This is a genomic window from Corynebacterium sp. CMW7794 (assembly GCF_001563605.1).
GTDB lineage: Bacteria > Actinomycetota > Actinomycetes > Mycobacteriales > Mycobacteriaceae > Corynebacterium > Corynebacterium phoceense.
In genome coordinates this window covers 101,242-117,593 of the sequence record NZ_KQ961731.1, presented here as the reverse complement: position 1 = coordinate 117,593, position 16,352 = coordinate 101,242, and the positions used below count along the sequence as shown (strand labels likewise).

The window sequence follows — 16,352 nt, the reverse complement described above, 5'->3', positions numbered from 1 at the left end:
ATCGATACCGCTCGGACGTTCTTCCTCTAGAGAGGGATGCACACATCCCCGATGATCGACAAAGGAGGTTCGACAATGAATACGATCACTACCCTGCTGGACACGCTGTCCTCAGCCTTCGGCGGCTCCACGGCCACCGGCCTCGATCTCATTCAGGAGACCCCCACCGCCGCCCGCGTCGCCGAGCACCTGCTCGAGCACGACCTAGTCCCGGCCACCTCGGCTGAGATTATTTCCACATTCGAGTCCGCCACTGGCCGAGCTCCCCGCACCGCGGAGCTCGCAGCGACCGAAGGCTTTCTGTCCAGCTTCGGGTGGGCTGCATAAACTCCCGCCCCTCAGCGACCCCGCACGACCTTTCCAAGGCCCGCGGGGTCGCTTTTTATATAGCCCAGCGGGCCCACCCCCCAGCCCCGCGCCACGCCACCAGACCACTTCAGAAAAATTTTTGAGGATTTCCTCACGTTTGAGCTGCGAAAACTAGTTTCGTGATACAAATCACCGGCGCGGCAGTGTGGAAAACCGCCGGTCGTGCCAGTACGATTTCCAAACATGACTATTTCCTCACATTTGACGGAACTCGAAACCGCCGCGGACACCACCGCCGCGAAGATTGCTGAGCTCAAGCGTCGCCGCGAGGCCGCCCAGGCACCCATGGGCGAAAAGGCGCATGAGAAAGTCCACGCAGCTGGCCGCCTGACTGCACGCGAACGCCTCGATTACCTGCTTGATGAAGGCTCGTTCGTGGAGACCGACATGCTCGCCGTGCACCGCACGACGGACTTCGGCATGGGCGCCAAGAAGCCCGTGACGGACGGCATCGTGACCGGCTGGGGCACCATCGACGGCCGCGAGGTGTGCATCTTCAGCCAGGACGGCACCGTCTTCGGCGGCGCGCTCGGCGAGGTCTACGGCGAAAAGATGGTGAAGATTCAGGAACTCGCTGTGACCACTGGCCGCCCGCTCATCGGCCTGTACGAGGGCGCGGGCGCGCGCATCCAAGACGGCGCGGTGTCCCTCGACTGGATTGCCGCAACCTTCTACCAGAACATCAAGGCCTCCGGCGTCGTCCCGCAGATCTCGGTCATCATGGGCGCTTGCGCTGGCGGCAATGCCTACTCCCCGGCGCTGACCGACTTCGTCGTCATGGTCGACGAGAAGTCCAAGATGTTCGTCACCGGCCCGGACGTCATCACGACCGTCACTGGCGAGAAGGTCACGCAGGAAGAGCTCGGCGGCGCCAAGGTCCACATGAAGGAGGCCGGCAACTCGCACTACACGGCATCCTCGGACGAGGACGCACTCGACTGGGTCCACGATCTCGTGAGCTACCTGCCGTCGAACAACCGCCAGCTCGCTCCCGTCGAGTCCTACGAGGAACTCGACGAGATCACCGCAGACGACCTCGTTCTCGATGAGATTATCCCGGACTCCCCCACCCAGCCCTACGACGTTCGCGACGTCATCGAGGCGCTCACAGATGACGGCGAGTACATGGAAATCCAGGCAGCGCGCGCCGAGAACGTCGTGGTCGCCTTCGGTCGCATCGAGGGCAAGACCGTCGGCTTCGTTGCTAACCAGCCCATGGTGTACGCCGGCTGCCTCGACATCGACTCCTCGGAGAAGGCCGCACGCTTCATCCGCACGTGCGACAGCTTCAACATCCCGATCGTCCTCCTCGTCGATGTCCCAGGCTTCCTGCCGGGCTCGGACCAGGAGCACAACGGCATCCTGCGTCGCGGCGCGAAGCTGCTCTACGCCTACGGCGAAGCCACCGTCCCGAAGATCACCGTCACTATGCGCAAGGCCTACGGTGGCGCGTACTGTGTCATGGGTTCCAAGGGCCTGGGCGCTGACGTCAACCTGGCATGGCCGACCGCACAGATAGCCGTCATGGGTGCCGCCGGCGCTGTGGGCTTCATCTACCGCAAGGAGCTCAAGCAGGCGCGCGAGAAGGGTCTCGACGTCGCCGAGCTCGCCAAGTCCTTCGAGCGTGAGTACGAAGACCACATGCTCAACCCATACAAGGCGGCCGAGCGCGGCCTCATCGACGCGGTCATCCTGCCATCGGAGACCCGTTCCACCATCGCGAAGAACCTGCGCCTCTACGCGGACAAGAACGTCGCCCGCCCGGCCCGCAAGCACGGAAATATCCCGCTGTAAATCACACGGAGCAACAACCGGCAGGACCACACCAGCGCGCACCGCTTGGCAGCGCTGATGCGACCCCTGCCGGTTCCGGCTTGTAAACTAAGGCGTTATGACTGATCTGAAAACCACTGCAGGCAAGATTGAGGACCTCGGTAATAAGATTGCCGAGTCCCGCTCGCCACTCGGCGCGGATGCCGGTACCCCAGCGGCCCGCGCGCGGCTGGATGCCCTCATGGACGACGGATCCTTCGTGGAAACGGACGCTCTCGCCCGTCACCGCTCCAAGGATTTCGGCCGCGAGCACGACCGTCCTTACACGGACGGCGTCATCACCGGCTACGGCACGATCAATGGCCGCAAGGTCTGCGTCTACTCGCAGGACGCCACCGTCTTCGATGGCACGATGGGCGAGGTCTACGGCGAGAAGATCATCAAGCTCTACGACCTAGCTTTGAAGACCGGCGTGCCCATGGTCTCCATCGTCGAGGCCGGCGCCCCGCGTGCCCAGGAGGGCATCGTCACGCTCGCCATGCAGGCGCGCATCCTCGAGCGCGTCACGCGCGCCTCGGGGCTTATCCCGCAGGTCGCCATCCAGGTCGGCGAGCTCGCCCCGCTGGCTACGCTCGCCCCGGTCATGGCGGATATCGTGATCGGCGAGGGCGGCCACCTTCACGCCGCAAATGCGGACGAGGCCATCGCCGCCGCCCGCACCGTGCTGGGCTACCTGCCTTCCAATAACCGCGCAGAGGCCCCGCGCACGGACGCCGCCCTCCAGGCAGGCTCCATCGCGGAGAATATCTCGGAGTCCGACCGCGCGCTCAACGCGGCCATCGCGGACAACGGCTCCTTCGAGATGAGCGCCATCGTCGACGCCCTCTTCGATGACGTCCTCGAGCTCCAGGCCGATGTGCGCGGCATCTCCACCGCATTCGCCCGGCTCGAGGGCCGCACCGTCGGCCTTATCGCGACGGCCGGCGGCTTCGACGAGGCCGCAGCGGAGAAGGCCGCCCGTTTTATCCGCCTGTGCGACGCGTTCAACACGCCGATTATCGAGCTCGTCGACACCCCGGAGCTCACCGCGCAGCCAGCACGTCTATCCAAGCTCGTCCAGGCCTACGCCGCGGCGACCGTGGGCAAGCTCACCGTGGTCCTGCACCGCGCGTACGGCTCCGGCTACGTCGTCATGGGCTCCAAGGATCTCGGCGCGGACCTCGCCTACGCATGGCCCACCGCGGAGATCGCCGTCGCGGACGCCACGACGCTCGCCAGCACCCTGGGCGTCGAGGAGGCCGAGGCTGCAGAGTTCCTCACCCCGTACCAGGCCGCCGAGCGCGGCCTTGTCGACGCCGTCATCGAGCCGGCCGCCACCCGCGGCTACCTCATCGAGGGCCTGCGTCTCCTCGAGCGCAAGATCGTCTCGACCCCCGCCAAGAAGCACAGCAATATCGTTCTTTAGAAACTACCCAAGGAGGCAGCTATGAACGCTCCCGTCATTCAGGTCCTGCGGGGCAACCCCAGCGACGACGAGGTCGCGGCTCTCACCGCCGTCCTCACGCAGCTCGACGCGGACGCCCGCGCCAAGGCCGCGCAGACGAAGCAGACGCGTGATCTGTGGACCGAGCCGGGCCACCGGTTCAACCCGTCCGCGTTCCGCAACGTGCGCTACTACTAAAGCATGCGTATCGTTCTCGCTTCTCAGTCCCCGTCCCGCGCAGCCATCTTGCGCGGCGCCGGGGTCGAACCCGTTTTACGCCCCGCACACGTCGACGAGCGCGCCATCGAGGCTGAGCTTGCCGATGCCGCCCCCGGCGACGTCGTCGCAGCCCTCGCCGCTGCCAAGGCCGAGGCCATCGCGCCCCACTACCCTGATGACGTCGTCATCGGCGGCGATTCCATGCTGCTGCTCGACGGGCAGCTCCAAGGCAAGCCGCACACCGAGGAGCGCACTGTCGAGCGCTGGCGCGCCCAAGCGGGCAAATCCGCGCAGCTGCTCACCGGACACTGCATCCTGCTCGGCGACAAGCGCTACGTGGAGACTTCCACGACGACCGTCCACTTCGCGCAGGCCTCCGAGACCGACATCGCGGCCTACGCGGCCTCGGGCGAACCCCTCCAATGCGCGGGCGCGTTCACGCTCGAGGCCCTCGGCGGCTGGTTCATCGACGCCATCGAGGGCGACCCCTCCTCGGTCATCGGCCTGTCCCTGCCCGTCGTGCGCCGCGCGCTCTACGAGTTTGGGGTGAACGCCTCGGAATTCTGGAATCTGCCGCGCAACTAGCCACGCGACTCCCTCCATCCTGCGTAGAGTGGCGAACATGGAAATGAAAGACATGCTTGCCCCGGATCCCATCCTGCTGCCGGAAGACCCCGGCCACGACGTCACCGACCTTACGCAGGGCGCCGTCGAACACCCCAGCTCCCCGCTCGTGTGGGCGCTGCTCGCCGAAAAGGAGCTCGCCCGCGTCCGCGAGGACGAGGCCTTGCCCACCGCCTACATCACGGCCTACGCCCTCGCCCGTACCGGCTACCACCGCAGCCTCGACCGCCTGCGCGGCAACAGCTGGAAGGGCTGGGGTCCAGTCCCCTTCGCCCACGTGCCTAACCAGGGCGTCCTACGCTCCTGGGCCGCCCTCGCCCACGCCGCCCAGGCCATCGGCGAGACAGACGAGTACGACCGTCTGCGTCAGATGCTCTCCGACGCGGACCCGGACTGCGTGGCGCAGCTGCTCGACTAAGGCGCGCTTCACGCGCGACAGAACGGGGCCCCATGTGGCTTGACGGATACCTCGAGCAATTCAGAAACCGCCTCGCCGATTTCCTCGCGGAGGCCGCGTGCCCACGGGGATGGTCTGCGCCGCGGCGAACCTCACGGCACCACGCATGCCGGACCAGACGATGACAGAACCCTCGCGGCGAGCAGCGCCGTGCGCAGGGTGACCAGAGCCGACGTCGTTGATGAGTCCCTCGCCATCGAGGATGGAGATGACGCGGCGGTTGACGCCGGCCTTCTTCACGATGGAGGTGGCGACGGCATCGGAAGGGCTCATGACGGCGCCGGCCGCAACGCCGTGGCGTAGAGCAGCGGCGGGAGGATGAGGTCGGGCTCGATGTCGAGCTCCGGGACCGGTGTGACGACAGCGACGACGACGCTCACCACGAGCAGCATGATGACTGCCACGACGATTTAAAAAAGCACCTCCCGATCATATGGGAGGTGCGGGTCATCGCCAGATTCCTAGGTTCTCGCGTTGACCGTGAAGGCACGTGCGCTACGCGTCGGCCGCCTCGACGCGGGAGATGGCTTCCGCAGCGACCTTCTCCTGGATGCCCATGTCGAGCTCCGAGGTGAAGCCCACGCAGGAGCAGTTGATCTCGCCGAGGACGTAGGTGTCCTCGCCGTTCTCGCCGTCGGCGAGCATGAAGTCCGCAGTCCAGATGAGCGGGACGTGGCCGGTCTCGCCAAGCTTCTCGGCGATGACGGGGCGGGCGCGCTCGAACATGGCGAGCAGCTCCGGCCAGGCTTCCGGCTTGTCGTAGGTGTACTTCGCGCCAGAGAAGAGCGTCGCGGAGAAGTTGTCGCCACCCTCGGCCGGCTTCTTGTGGACGATAAAGACCGGCTCATTGCCCACGAGGAGAATGCGGATTTCGCCTTCGACAATGCGCGGCATGAAGCGCATGTCGACGAGCATGCCGTTGTCGCCGATGATGTACTGGTCGCAGAAGTCCATGAACTCGCCCAGCGTATAATCATGCGTCTTGTTGTCGACGGCCTCGGTGCACTTGAGCGCCGTGTCGAGCGGCAGCGCGGTGCCCGGCTCGACGGAGGCAGCCAGATCTGCATCAGCGAGGCGAACGCGCCAAATGCCCTCACCCGTGGAGCCGCGGTTCTGCTTGAGCACACGCTCACCGAAAGACAGGGAGGTAGGGAAGGTCTCGTGGAAGTCGGAGACCTCGTAGTAGGCCGCAGTGTCTTCCGGCACGAGCGGGGTGTCATTGAGCTTAACCAGAGCGTCCTTGGCGCCGTAAGCCATCATGTCGGCCGGGGTGGACATGCCCACGAGCCCGGCGTCCGCCAGCTTGGTGAGCAGCTCGAAGTAGCCCTTCTCGCCGCCGGGGATGTTGCCGGGGTTGACGCGCGAGATGTAGGCGTCAAAGTTCTGGGAGACGCGCTCGAAGATCTCGTCCGCGTTGTCCGGGTGGAAGTAGATGACCTCCGAGTCCCATCCGTTGGCCTTGATGGCCTCCACGATGGGCATGGTGTCCTTGCGGTGGCCGTCCGGTCCCTTGTCGGAGCCGCCTTCAACCTCAAAAACCACGATTGCCTTGTGCACAGCAATTTACCTTTCGTCCCTGGGAAAAATTGTTGTGGGCGCGTAAAGGGAATTCCTCCGGCCCTCGCCTAAAAATTACCTGAGTACACTCGTTTTCGCGCGCTAAAGAAACCGTGATTAACCCCACCTACCCACGGCCCACGCACCCCACCTGCATCGTTGTTATAACCAGCCCCCCACGTGTATCCGAGACCACATTACGTTACCCCTTGTTGGGTATCGCGGTATTGTAAAAGGGCTAAAGACTACGCTAGGGAGTTCACCCTCAGCCCGTCCTGAATCAACAGAAAGGCCACCAGGACCATGATTGAGACCGACCCAAATCCGTCGTTCCAGGACTACGCCGTTCCTTCACGCATGGTTTCCGCGCCGTGGCTGTCCGCCCGCTTGGGCATTCCTGGCTTGCGCGTCATTGAGGTCGATGAAGACAACCTCCTCTACGACATCGGCCACATCCCCACGGCCACACGCATCAACTTCCACACGGATCTGCTGGACAAGCTCACCCGCGACATCATCGGCCCCGAGGATTTCGCAGCACTCATGCGCTCCAAGGGCATTCACCGCGACGACACCATCGTCGTCTACGGCGACAAGAACAACTGGTGGGCCACCTACGCCCTGTGGGTCTTCGAACTCTACGGCCACCCAGACGTCCGCCTCCTCGACGGCGGCCGTGACGCCTGGATGAACGAGGAACGCGATACCTCCTACGCCGTCCCGGAGCACCCGGAGTCCGAGTACCCCGTCACCGAACGCGACGACGCGGACCACCGCGCCTTCGTCGCCGAATTGGGCGACGCTTCCCTCGTCGACACTCGCCCCACCGAGGAGTACCAAGGCATCGCTACGGAGTTCTCCCCCAAGGGCGATTCTTCCTACGGCACGACCATCCGCCACGGCCACATCCCGGGCGCCGTCAACCTGCCGTGGTCACTCGCCGTGCATTCCAACGGCGCCTTCCGCTCACGCGCCTCGCTCGACGAGGCCTACGCGGAACTCGATCCAAAGAAGGACACCATCCTCTATTCGCACCTCGGTAGCCAGGCAGCCCACACGTGGTTCGTCCTCAAGTTCCTCTTGGGATTTGAGAAGGTCCGCAATTATGACGGCTCCTGGGCCGAGTGGGGCAACATGATCCGCATGCCCATCGAGCGCTAAACCCTTCACACCACCGAACGAGCCCTTACCGACACGCCGCACCGTCTTTAACCGCGACAAAAGCGCAGGTAAGGGCTTTGTCGATCAAATTTCTAGAAACCTGACGGATCACTCATGTTTTTGTGTGCGATAATAGTCCGAGCACAAACAAACTAGGAAGGTTTTAAATAAGCCGTGACTGTTGAAACCAAGAAGATCACCAAGGTGCTCATCGCCAACCGCGGTGAGATCGCCGTGCGCGTCATCCGTGCCGCACGCGACGCTGGAATTGCCTCTGTCGCCGTCTACGCCGAGCCGGACGCGGACGCCCCGTTCGTCGCACTCGCTGACGAGGCCTTCGCCTTGGGCGGTCAGACCTCTGCCGAGTCGTACCTCGACATTGCCAAGATTCTCGACGCCGCCGCGAAGTCCGGCGCCAACGCCATCCACCCGGGCTACGGCTTCCTCTCCGAGAACGCCGAGTTCGCCCAGGCCGTCCTCGACGCCGGCCTCATCTGGATTGGCCCCTCCCCGCAGTCCATCGCCGATCTCGGCGACAAGGTGACGGCCCGCCACATCGCGGAGCGTGCCGATGCCCCCATGGCCCCCGGCACCCCGGACCCGGTCAAGGATGCTGCCGAGGTCGAGGCCTTCGCCGACCAGCACGGCCTGCCCATCGCCATCAAGGCCGCCTTCGGCGGCGGCGGACGCGGTATGAAGGTCGCCTACGAGCGCGACGAGGTCGCCGAGCTCTTCGAGTCTGCTACCCGCGAAGCCACCGCCGCCTTCGGCCGCGGCGAGTGCTTCGTCGAGCGCTACCTCGACAAGGCCCGCCACGTCGAGGCCCAGGTCCTCGCCGACCAGCACGGCAACGTCATCGTCATGGGTACTCGCGACTGCTCCCTGCAGCGCCGCTTCCAAAAGCTCGTCGAGGAGGCCCCAGCCCCGTTCCTCACCGATGAGCAGCGCGCCACCATCCACGAGTCTGCCAAGCGCATCTGCCGCGAGGCTGGCTACTACGGCGCCGGCACCGTCGAGTACCTCGTCGGCTCCGACGGTCTCATCTCCTTCCTTGAGGTCAATACCCGTCTGCAGGTCGAGCACCCGGTCACCGAGGAGACCACCGGCTTCGACCTCGTGCGCCAGCAGTTCCGTATCGCCGAGGGCCTGCCACTGGAGATCACCGAGGATCCCGCTCCGCGCGGCCACGCCTTTGAGTTCCGCATCAACGGCGAGGACGCTGCCGCGGGCTTCATCCCGGCACCGGGCACCATCGTCCAGTACTCCGAGCCCGCCGGTCCCGGCGTGCGCGTCGACTCCGGCGTCCAAGCCGGCACCGTCGTGGGCGGCAACTTCGACTCCATGCTCGCCAAGCTCATCGTCTGGGGCGAGGACCGCGAGCAGGCCCTGCAGCGCGCCCGCCGTGCCCTGGCCGAGTACACCGTCACCGGCCTGCCCACCGTCATCCCCTTCGACCGCGCCATCGTCGAGGACCCCGCGTTTACCGCAGAAGACGGCTCCTTCGGCGTCTACACCAAGTGGATCGAGGAAGAGTGGGTCAACGGCCTGCCGCCGTACACAGATCCGGACGCCGACGCTGGCGCGTCGGCAGAAGACAACGAACCCGGCCAGAAGTTCGTCGTCGAAATCGGCGGACGCCGCGTCGAGGTCGCCCTGCCGGGCAATCTCTTCTTCGGCAACACCGGCGGACGTAAGAAGACGAAGAAGCGTCGCGGTGGCGGCGCCAAGGCAGCCGTCTCCGGCGATACCGTGGCAGCGCCCATGCAGGGCACCGTCATCAAGGTCAACGTCGAAGAAGGCGCCGAGGTCAATGAGGGCGACGTCGTCGTAGTCCTCGAGGCCATGAAGATGGAAAACCCCGTCAAGGCCCACAAGTCCGGCACTGTGAAGGACCTCAAGGTCGAGACCGGCACCCAGATCAACAAGGGCGAGCCCATCCTCGACATCAAGTAGGACATCCCACCCTAGCGGCATCGCTTGCCGATGCCCCCTCACCCAAGCCCGCAGCATGCCGGGGCATCGCTTGCCAGTGCCTCGTTGCCACCACCTCTGCCGCCGCTTGCTCCCCTGCACGCGGCGGCAGAATCATTTCTGCAACTCTGCGCAATCGCACTTGACACCGCCCACCCGTCCCTCGCACAGATTCGGTGTTTCGGCCTTGTGTCTGTCGTGCGCATGAGACAATTGCCTACATGGCTGAGATGACACATGCGCAGCGTGTTGCTGCTGCTAGAGATTTCGCTTCGCGGTGGAAAGACCGGGGTGCTGAGAAGTCAGATACCCAACAGTTTTGGATTGATTTGTGCTCCGAGGTGCTGGGGATGGGAAATCAGACCACGGCGTTGCATTTTGAGTCTCGTACCTCTGGCGCAGGCTGGATTGATGTTGTGGTCCCCGATGCGAAGACGTTCATTGAGCAGAAGTCGCTCGGCATCGACATGGACAAGCCGGAGCCGCGCCAGGGCACGATGGTCACGCCGTACCAGCAGGCTAAGCGCTATGCGGACCAGCAGCGTAACTCCAAGCGCCCGGACTACATTGTCATCTGTAACTTCGGTGAGTTCCGCATTCATCATCTTGATGATGACTTTCCAGAAACCGAGTATGAGTCCTTCAAGCTTGAAGAGCTGCCCGAGCAGCTGCATCTTCTCGACTTCCTGGTCAACCCGCAGGCGCAACGTGCCCGACGCGAGCAGAAGGCATCACTGCAAGCTGGCGAGCTTATCGGCAAGCTCTACAAGCTGCTGCGCGAGCAGTACGTTGACCCGGATTCTGCCGCATCCCAGCATGCACTCAACGTGTTGTGTGTGCGCTTGGTGTTCTGCCTGTTTGCCGAGGACGCGGGCATCTTCCCGAAGAACGCGGTGTTGAACTACTTAGCCCCTTTCAATGCGTCCGCGTTGCGTCTTGCCCTCAAGCGCCTGTTTATCCAGCTCGATACACCGTTAGACCAGCGTGACCCGTATGATGAGCAGGCACTTGCGGTCATGCCCTACGTCAACGGTGGCCTGTTCACAGGCACAGATGTTGAGATCCCTAACTTCACAGACGAAATTCGCGAGCTGCTCATTACCGAGCTGTCGGCGGATACGGACTGGTCGCACATTAGCCCAACGATCTTCGGTGGTGTCTTTGAGTCCACACTCAATCCTGAAACTCGTCACCAAGGGGGTATGCACTACACCAGTCCTGAGAACATTCACAAGGTCATTGACCCGCTGTTTTTGGATGCGTTGACCGATGAGCTGACAGACATCATCAATGAGCCGGGTGTGGGTGCAGTCAAACGGCGCAACAACCTCAAGCGCTACCACGATAAACTTGCCAGCCTGACCTTTTTCGACCCTGCTTGTGGTTCGGGCAACTTCCTCACTGAGACCTATATCAGTCTGCGCCGCTTGGAAAACAAGGTGCTCTCTGAGTTAGCGAATGACCAGACCGCGCTCGATTTTGGCGGTGAGTCCTCACAGATCAGGGTGCATATTAGCCAGTTCTACGGCATTGAGATCAACGACTTCGCGGTATCAGTCGCGCAGACTGCGCTTTGGATTGCCAAGCTACAAGCCGACGCGGAGACCGAGATTCTCACCTCAGCAAACATCGATAACCTTCCGCTGCGCGACTCTGCGAACATCATGCTTGGCAACGCGCTACAGCTCGACTGGGCAGACATCCTTGAACCGGACCAGTGCAGCTTCGTTATTGGAAACCCACCATTCTTGGGCGCGCGTAACCAGTCCAAGGAACAAAAGGCCGAGCTACAGGCCACGTTCAAGTCCATCGGTGCGACGAAGAACCTGGGCAACATCGACTACGTAGGCGGCTGGTACGCCAAAGCCGCCAAGTACTTAGGCAACCACGACATCCGCGCAGCCTTTGTCTCAACCAACAGCATCTGCCAAGGTGAGCAAGTCGCCAACGTATGGAGCCGTCTCTGGGACATGGGCATCCGCATCGACTTCGCACACGACACGTTCAAATGGACCAACGGCGCAGCAGACCAAGCAGCCGTCTACTGCGTCATTGTCGGCTTCTCCAAGCTCGGAGGACCAAAGACACTCTTCCACTACCCCACCGTGACGGGCGAGCCTGAAATAAGCCACCCGAAACAACTAAACGCTTACCTCAAAGACGCGCCCGAGGTCTTCGTATGGAGCCGGTCTAAGCCGCTCTCAGATGTACCCAGTATGGGGATTGGCTCGCAACCTATCGACGATGGAAACTACCTGTTCACAGCCGAAGAGAAAGCGGAGTTCCTGGCCGCTGAGCCGAAGGCAGCGCCCTTCTTCCACCGCTGGTACGGCTCGCGCGAGTTCATCCAAGGCGTTGAGCGTTGGGTCATGTGGGTCGGCGATGCTATGCCGGCACAGCTTCAAAGCTTGCCCCGGGTGAGAGAACGAGTCGAAGCAGTTAGGGCATACCGCCTGAAGTCAAGGCGATCACAGACGCTGAAGGCCGCTGAAACTCCACAACGATTCGGGACGCAGATTATTGCGACCTCGAACTCTCTACTCATCCCTGAAGTGTCTTCTCGGCGCCGAAACTACATACCTATCGGATTCATCACGCCGGAAAACTTTTGCTCGAACAAGGTAAAGCTAGTCCCCGAAGCCACGAGATACCATTTCGCAGTGCTTCATTCTCGGTTACACAATGCATGGATGCGCGTAGTCGGCGTTCGCCTGAAGTCCGACTACAGCTACTCAGGCAGGATTGTTTACAACAACCTCATCTGGCCAGATGTCACGCCCGAACAGGAAGCAGAAATTGCCCAGCTCGGCCAGGCCGTGCTCGACGCACGAGCCCAGTACCCAGACTCGACCATCGCGCAAATGTATGACCCCGACAACGACTGGATGTACCCCGAGCTCACTAAGGCTCACGCGGCACTGGATGCAGCTGTCGAGCGTGCCTATGGTCTAGAACCCGGTTGCGAAGAAAAGACCATCGTGGAGCACCTATTCAAGCTCTACTCGCAAGCCGTAGAGAAAGCTGAAAAGGCTTCCTAGCAGGAAAAGAAAGTCTCACCCAACGCCGGACAGCTATAGTCAAAAGCGCAGTTTTAACGCGGGCCAAAGACGACTCGCACTGTGTGCTGAAGGGATTTAGGCGGCATCGGCAGCCTCCTGCGCCATGACGAAAGCCCACCGAACCTGCAGGTTCGGTGGGCTGTACGCTGGGTGAGCTACCTGGTGTTACTTGATGACAGCGATGAGGTCGCCGCCCTCTACCTTGGTGGCCTTGCCAATGGCGACACGCTCGATGACGCCATCCTTGGTCGCGGAGATGGAGGCTTCCATCTTCATGGCCTCAATAACTGCAACCTGGTCACCGGCCTTGACCTCGTCGCCCGCAGAAACGGTCGGGTTGACCACACCAGCGAACGGAGCGGCCACGTGGCCCTCGTTGCTCGGGTCGGCCTTCTCGACGGTGGCGACGGTGGATTCGACGTTATTGTCGCGGACCTTCATCGGGCGAATCTGACCGTTGACCGTCAGGACAACGTTGCGCATACCCTTCTCGTCGGCTTCGCCGAGCGCATCGAGGCGCACAGTAATCGGCTTGAGGTCAGCACGGTCGTTGGATCCGTCAGCGAAGTAGTGAACCACGTACTCGTGGCCTTCTTCCAGACCGTAGAGGAACACCGTGTCCGTGAGGGCCTCCGTGTTTCCGTACTTACGACGGAATTCGTTGAACTCCTCAAACTGCTTCGGGAAGAGCAGGCGGTTGAGGGAGTCACGGCGTTCCTGCGAGTTATCGGAGTCAAGGTGCGGCTGCTCTTCAGCGGGCACCTCCTTGACGGTCACCTCGCCCGGCGTACGGCCTTCGAGGACACGGTCGCGCAGCTCCGGCCAGCCGCCCGGAGGGGTACCGAGCTCGCCGCGCAGGAACGCGATGACGGAATCCGGGATGTCGTACTTGGACGGGTTGGCCTCAAACTCGGCCGGGTCCACGCCAGCACCCACAAGCTGCAGGGCGAGGTCGCCCACGACCTTGGAAGACGGGGTGACCTTGGTCGGACGGCCGAGCATCTCGTTGACGGCGGCGTAGGTGTCCTCGATGACCTCGAAGCGGTCCTCGAGGCCCAGAGCAGTCGCCTGAGCGCGCAGGTTGGACAGCTGACCACCCGGGATCTCGTGGCGGTACACGCGGCCAGTCGGGCCAGGAATACCCTTCTCGAACGGCTTGTAGAGCTGGCGGACGGCCTCCCAGTACGGCTCCAGATCGGAGACGGCCTTGAGGTCGAGGCCAGTGTCGCGCGCGGAGTTGGAGAATGCCGCGACAATAGCAGACAGGGACGGCTGCGACGTGGTACCGGCCAACGGAGCGGAGGCACCGTCGACGACATCGGCACCGGACAGCGCCGCCGCGTAGTAGGTCGCCATCTGGCCACCCGCAGTGTCGTGGGTGTGGACGTGCACCGGCAGGTCGAATTCCTTGCGCAGTGCCATGACCAGCTTGGAGGCAGACTCCGGACGCAGCAGGCCCGCCATGTCCTTGATAGCCAGCACGTGTGCACCCGTGCCCACGATTTCCTCGGCGAGCTTGAGGTAGTAATCCAGCGTGTAGAGCTTCTCATTCGGAGAGCACATATCGCCGGAGTACGCCATGGCAACCTCAGCCACGGACTTGTCGTTCTCAAGGACAGCCTCGATAGCCGGACGCATCTGGCTTACGTCGTTGAGGGCGTCGAAGATACGGAAGATATCGACGCCAGACTTGGCGGCTTCGTCCACGAAGGCGTGGCACACCTTGTCCGAGTACGGCGAGTAGCCAACCGTATTGCGGCCGCGCAGCAACATCTGAATATTCTGGTTCGGCATGGCCTCACGCAGCAGATCAAGGCGAACCCACGGGTCCTCCTTGAGGAAGCGCATCGCGACATCATAGGTCGCTCCGCCCCACGCCTCCACCGAGTAGAGGGACGGGGTCATGCGGGCCACGGCCTCCGCGGCAGAGACGAGGTCAGTACCGCGCACACGGGTGGCGAGCAGCGACTGGTGCGCGTCACGGAACGTCGTGTCCGTAACGCCGAGAGCCTGCTGATTGCGGATCTTTTCTGCCCAAGCCTTCGGACCCAGCTCAAGCAGATCGTCACGAGAACCACGCGGCAGCTCAGAGTTGCGATCGAATTCTGGGAGCTTGTCGAACGGACGAAGCGCGGTCGGACGCGTGCCATTCGGCTTGTTCACGGTGACGTCCGCGATGTAGTCGATGATACGGCCGGACTCGTCCACAGCCGGCGGAGCCTTGAGCAGGTCCGGGTGGGACGCGATAAAGCTGGTGTCGACGCGGGTCTCGGTGAAGTCCGGCTCGCGCAACAGGGCGCGCAGGAAGCCGATGTTGGTGGCAACGCCGGCGACGGTGAACTCGTTGAGGGCGCGCTGTGCACGGGCGACAGCCTGCTTGAAAGTGACGCCACGGCAGGTCATCTTCACCAGCAGGGAGTCGAAGTTCGGGGAAATCTCGGCGCCGACGGCAGTCGCGCCATCGAGACGCACGCCCGCGCCGCCCGGGGAGCGGTACGTGGTCAGGGTGCCGGTATCCGGGCGGAAACCGTTGTTCGGGTCTTCAGTCGTAATACGGCACTGCAGGGCCGCGCCGGTGATGTGGATATCCTCCTGGTGCAGACCAAGCTGCTCGAGGGACGCGCCCGCAGCGATGTGCATCTGCGACTTCACGATGTCGACACCGGTGATTTCCTCGGTAACGGTGTGCTCGACCTGGACACGGGGGTTCATCTCGATGAAGACGTGGTTGCCGCGCTCGTCCACGAGGAACTCGACGGTGCCAGCGCCCTCGTAGTTGATGTGCTGGCAGAACTTCACAGCGTCCGCACAGATGCGGTCACGCAGTTCCGGATCCAGCGTCGGAGCCGGAGCAATTTCCACGACCTTCTGGTGACGACGCTGCACGGAGCAGTCACGCTCGAAGAGGTGGATGACGTTGCCCTGGCTATCGGCGAGGATCTGGACCTCGATGTGCTGCGGCTTGATGACCGCGGTCTCAAGGTAGACGTGGCCGTCGCCGAAGGCAGCCTCGGCCTCGCGGGAGGCCTCAGCGCACTTCTCGCGCAGCTCAGACTCGTTCTCGATGAAGCGCATGCCGCGTCCGCCGCCGCCGGCGACTGCCTTGACGAAGAGCGGGTAGGTGAAGTCCTTGGAGTACTCGACGAGCTTGTCCACGTCAGTGGATGGCTCGGAGTCCTTCAAGGTCGGCAGGCCCGCCTCCTGAGCGGCGTGCACCGCAGCGGCCTTATCGCCGGTGAGGTCCAGGGTCTCCGGAGTAGGGCCAATGAACTTGATTCCGGCCTCATTGCAGGCACGGGCAAGGTCGGCGCGCTCAGAGAGGAAGCCGTAACCCGGATAGATGGCATCCGCGCCCGACTTCTTGGCGGCACGAATCACCTCATCAATGTCGAGGTACGCCTTCACCGGGGCACCCTCGGCGCCAATGCGAACGGCTTCGTTGGCGAATGCACGGTGGAAGGAGTTGCGATCCTCACGTGGGTAAATTGCAACGGTCTTCGCGCCAATTTCGAAAGCGGCACGGAAAGCACGGACAGCAATTTCGCCGCGGTTGGCTACAAGCACCTTGTTGAACGTCGGTAACGCGGTGGCAGACACTGCAGTAAGTTCCTTTCGGATTGTGGTCATTGGTTCACGTTGCTACGAGGTAGTTCAGAAAACTAATGCCAGCACGGGTGAT

General features: G+C 62.8%; 13 protein-coding genes. 9 read left to right on the top strand and 4 right to left on the bottom strand.

Annotation, left to right across the window (positions count from 1 at the left end):
* Positions 1–75 precede the first annotated feature (75 nt).
* From HMPREF3227_RS05325 to HMPREF3227_RS05300, 6 genes are all read left to right on the top strand, one after another.
* The gene (locus HMPREF3227_RS05325) at positions 76–327 is read left to right on the top strand and encodes an adenine nucleotide alpha hydrolase family protein (RefSeq protein WP_066510899.1); all 252 of its coding nucleotides are present in this window, start codon (positions 76–78) and stop codon (positions 325–327) included.
* Positions 328–552: 225 nt separating this feature from the next.
* A complete protein-coding gene (locus HMPREF3227_RS05320; RefSeq protein ID WP_066485126.1) occupies positions 553–2,163 on the top strand; it encodes an acyl-CoA carboxylase subunit beta in 1,611 nt (536 codons plus the stop codon).
* A 97-nt stretch (positions 2,164–2,260) separates the two neighbouring features.
* The gene (locus tag HMPREF3227_RS05315) at positions 2,261–3,607 is read left to right on the top strand and encodes an acyl-CoA carboxylase subunit beta (protein ID WP_066485123.1); all 1,347 of its coding nucleotides are present in this window, start codon (positions 2,261–2,263) and stop codon (positions 3,605–3,607) included.
* A 21-nt stretch (positions 3,608–3,628) separates the two neighbouring features.
* On the top strand, positions 3,629–3,823 hold the full coding sequence (locus tag HMPREF3227_RS05310; RefSeq protein ID WP_066485115.1) for an acyl-CoA carboxylase subunit epsilon: 195 nt from the start codon (positions 3,629–3,631) through the stop codon (positions 3,821–3,823).
* Between the two features lie 3 nt (positions 3,824–3,826).
* On the top strand, positions 3,827–4,429 hold the full coding sequence (locus tag HMPREF3227_RS05305) for a Maf family protein (RefSeq protein WP_066485113.1): 603 nt from the start codon (positions 3,827–3,829) through the stop codon (positions 4,427–4,429).
* A 37-nt stretch (positions 4,430–4,466) separates the two neighbouring features.
* Positions 4,467–4,886 carry a DUF3151 domain-containing protein gene (locus HMPREF3227_RS05300; protein ID WP_066510897.1) on the top strand — a complete coding sequence of 140 codons (420 nt, stop codon included), beginning with the start codon at positions 4,467–4,469 and terminating at the stop codon, positions 4,884–4,886.
* Positions 4,887–4,946: 60 nt separating this feature from the next.
* Here HMPREF3227_RS05300 and HMPREF3227_RS05295 read toward each other — a convergent pair whose 3' ends face one another.
* From HMPREF3227_RS05295 to HMPREF3227_RS05290, 3 genes are all read right to left on the bottom strand, one after another.
* Positions 4,947–5,198: a hypothetical protein gene (locus tag HMPREF3227_RS05295; RefSeq protein ID WP_066485101.1), complete on the bottom strand. Its 252-nt coding sequence runs from the start codon at positions 5,196–5,198 to the stop codon at positions 4,947–4,949.
* Positions 5,195–5,329, bottom strand: coding sequence for a hypothetical protein (locus HMPREF3227_RS13860; RefSeq protein ID WP_255356834.1), 135 nt, complete (start codon positions 5,327–5,329; stop codon positions 5,195–5,197). Before HMPREF3227_RS13860 ends, HMPREF3227_RS05295 begins: the two co-directional genes overlap by 4 nt.
* Before the next feature lie 91 nt (positions 5,330–5,420).
* Positions 5,421–6,482 (bottom strand): Cj0069 family protein, encoded by a 1,062-nt coding sequence (locus tag HMPREF3227_RS05290; RefSeq protein WP_066485099.1) that lies wholly within the window; start codon positions 6,480–6,482, stop codon positions 5,421–5,423.
* Between the two features lie 303 nt (positions 6,483–6,785).
* On the opposite strand from HMPREF3227_RS05290, the gene HMPREF3227_RS05285 reads away from it, so the two are divergent.
* From HMPREF3227_RS05285 to HMPREF3227_RS05275, 3 genes are all read left to right on the top strand, one after another.
* Positions 6,786–7,643 carry a sulfurtransferase gene (locus HMPREF3227_RS05285; RefSeq protein WP_066485097.1) on the top strand — a complete coding sequence of 286 codons (858 nt, stop codon included), beginning with the start codon at positions 6,786–6,788 and terminating at the stop codon, positions 7,641–7,643.
* 174 nt (positions 7,644–7,817) lie between these two features.
* Positions 7,818–9,596: an acetyl/propionyl/methylcrotonyl-CoA carboxylase subunit alpha gene (locus tag HMPREF3227_RS05280; protein WP_066510894.1), complete on the top strand. Its 1,779-nt coding sequence runs from the start codon at positions 7,818–7,820 to the stop codon at positions 9,594–9,596.
* Between the two features lie 239 nt (positions 9,597–9,835).
* Positions 9,836–12,652: a class I SAM-dependent DNA methyltransferase gene (locus tag HMPREF3227_RS05275; protein WP_066510891.1), complete on the top strand. Its 2,817-nt coding sequence runs from the start codon at positions 9,836–9,838 to the stop codon at positions 12,650–12,652.
* Positions 12,653–12,838: 186 nt separating this feature from the next.
* Here the strand turns inward: HMPREF3227_RS05275 and HMPREF3227_RS05270 are convergent, their stop codons facing one another.
* Positions 12,839–16,270, bottom strand: coding sequence for a pyruvate carboxylase (locus HMPREF3227_RS05270; RefSeq protein WP_066485083.1), 3,432 nt, complete (start codon positions 16,268–16,270; stop codon positions 12,839–12,841).
* Positions 16,271–16,352 lie beyond the last annotated feature (82 nt).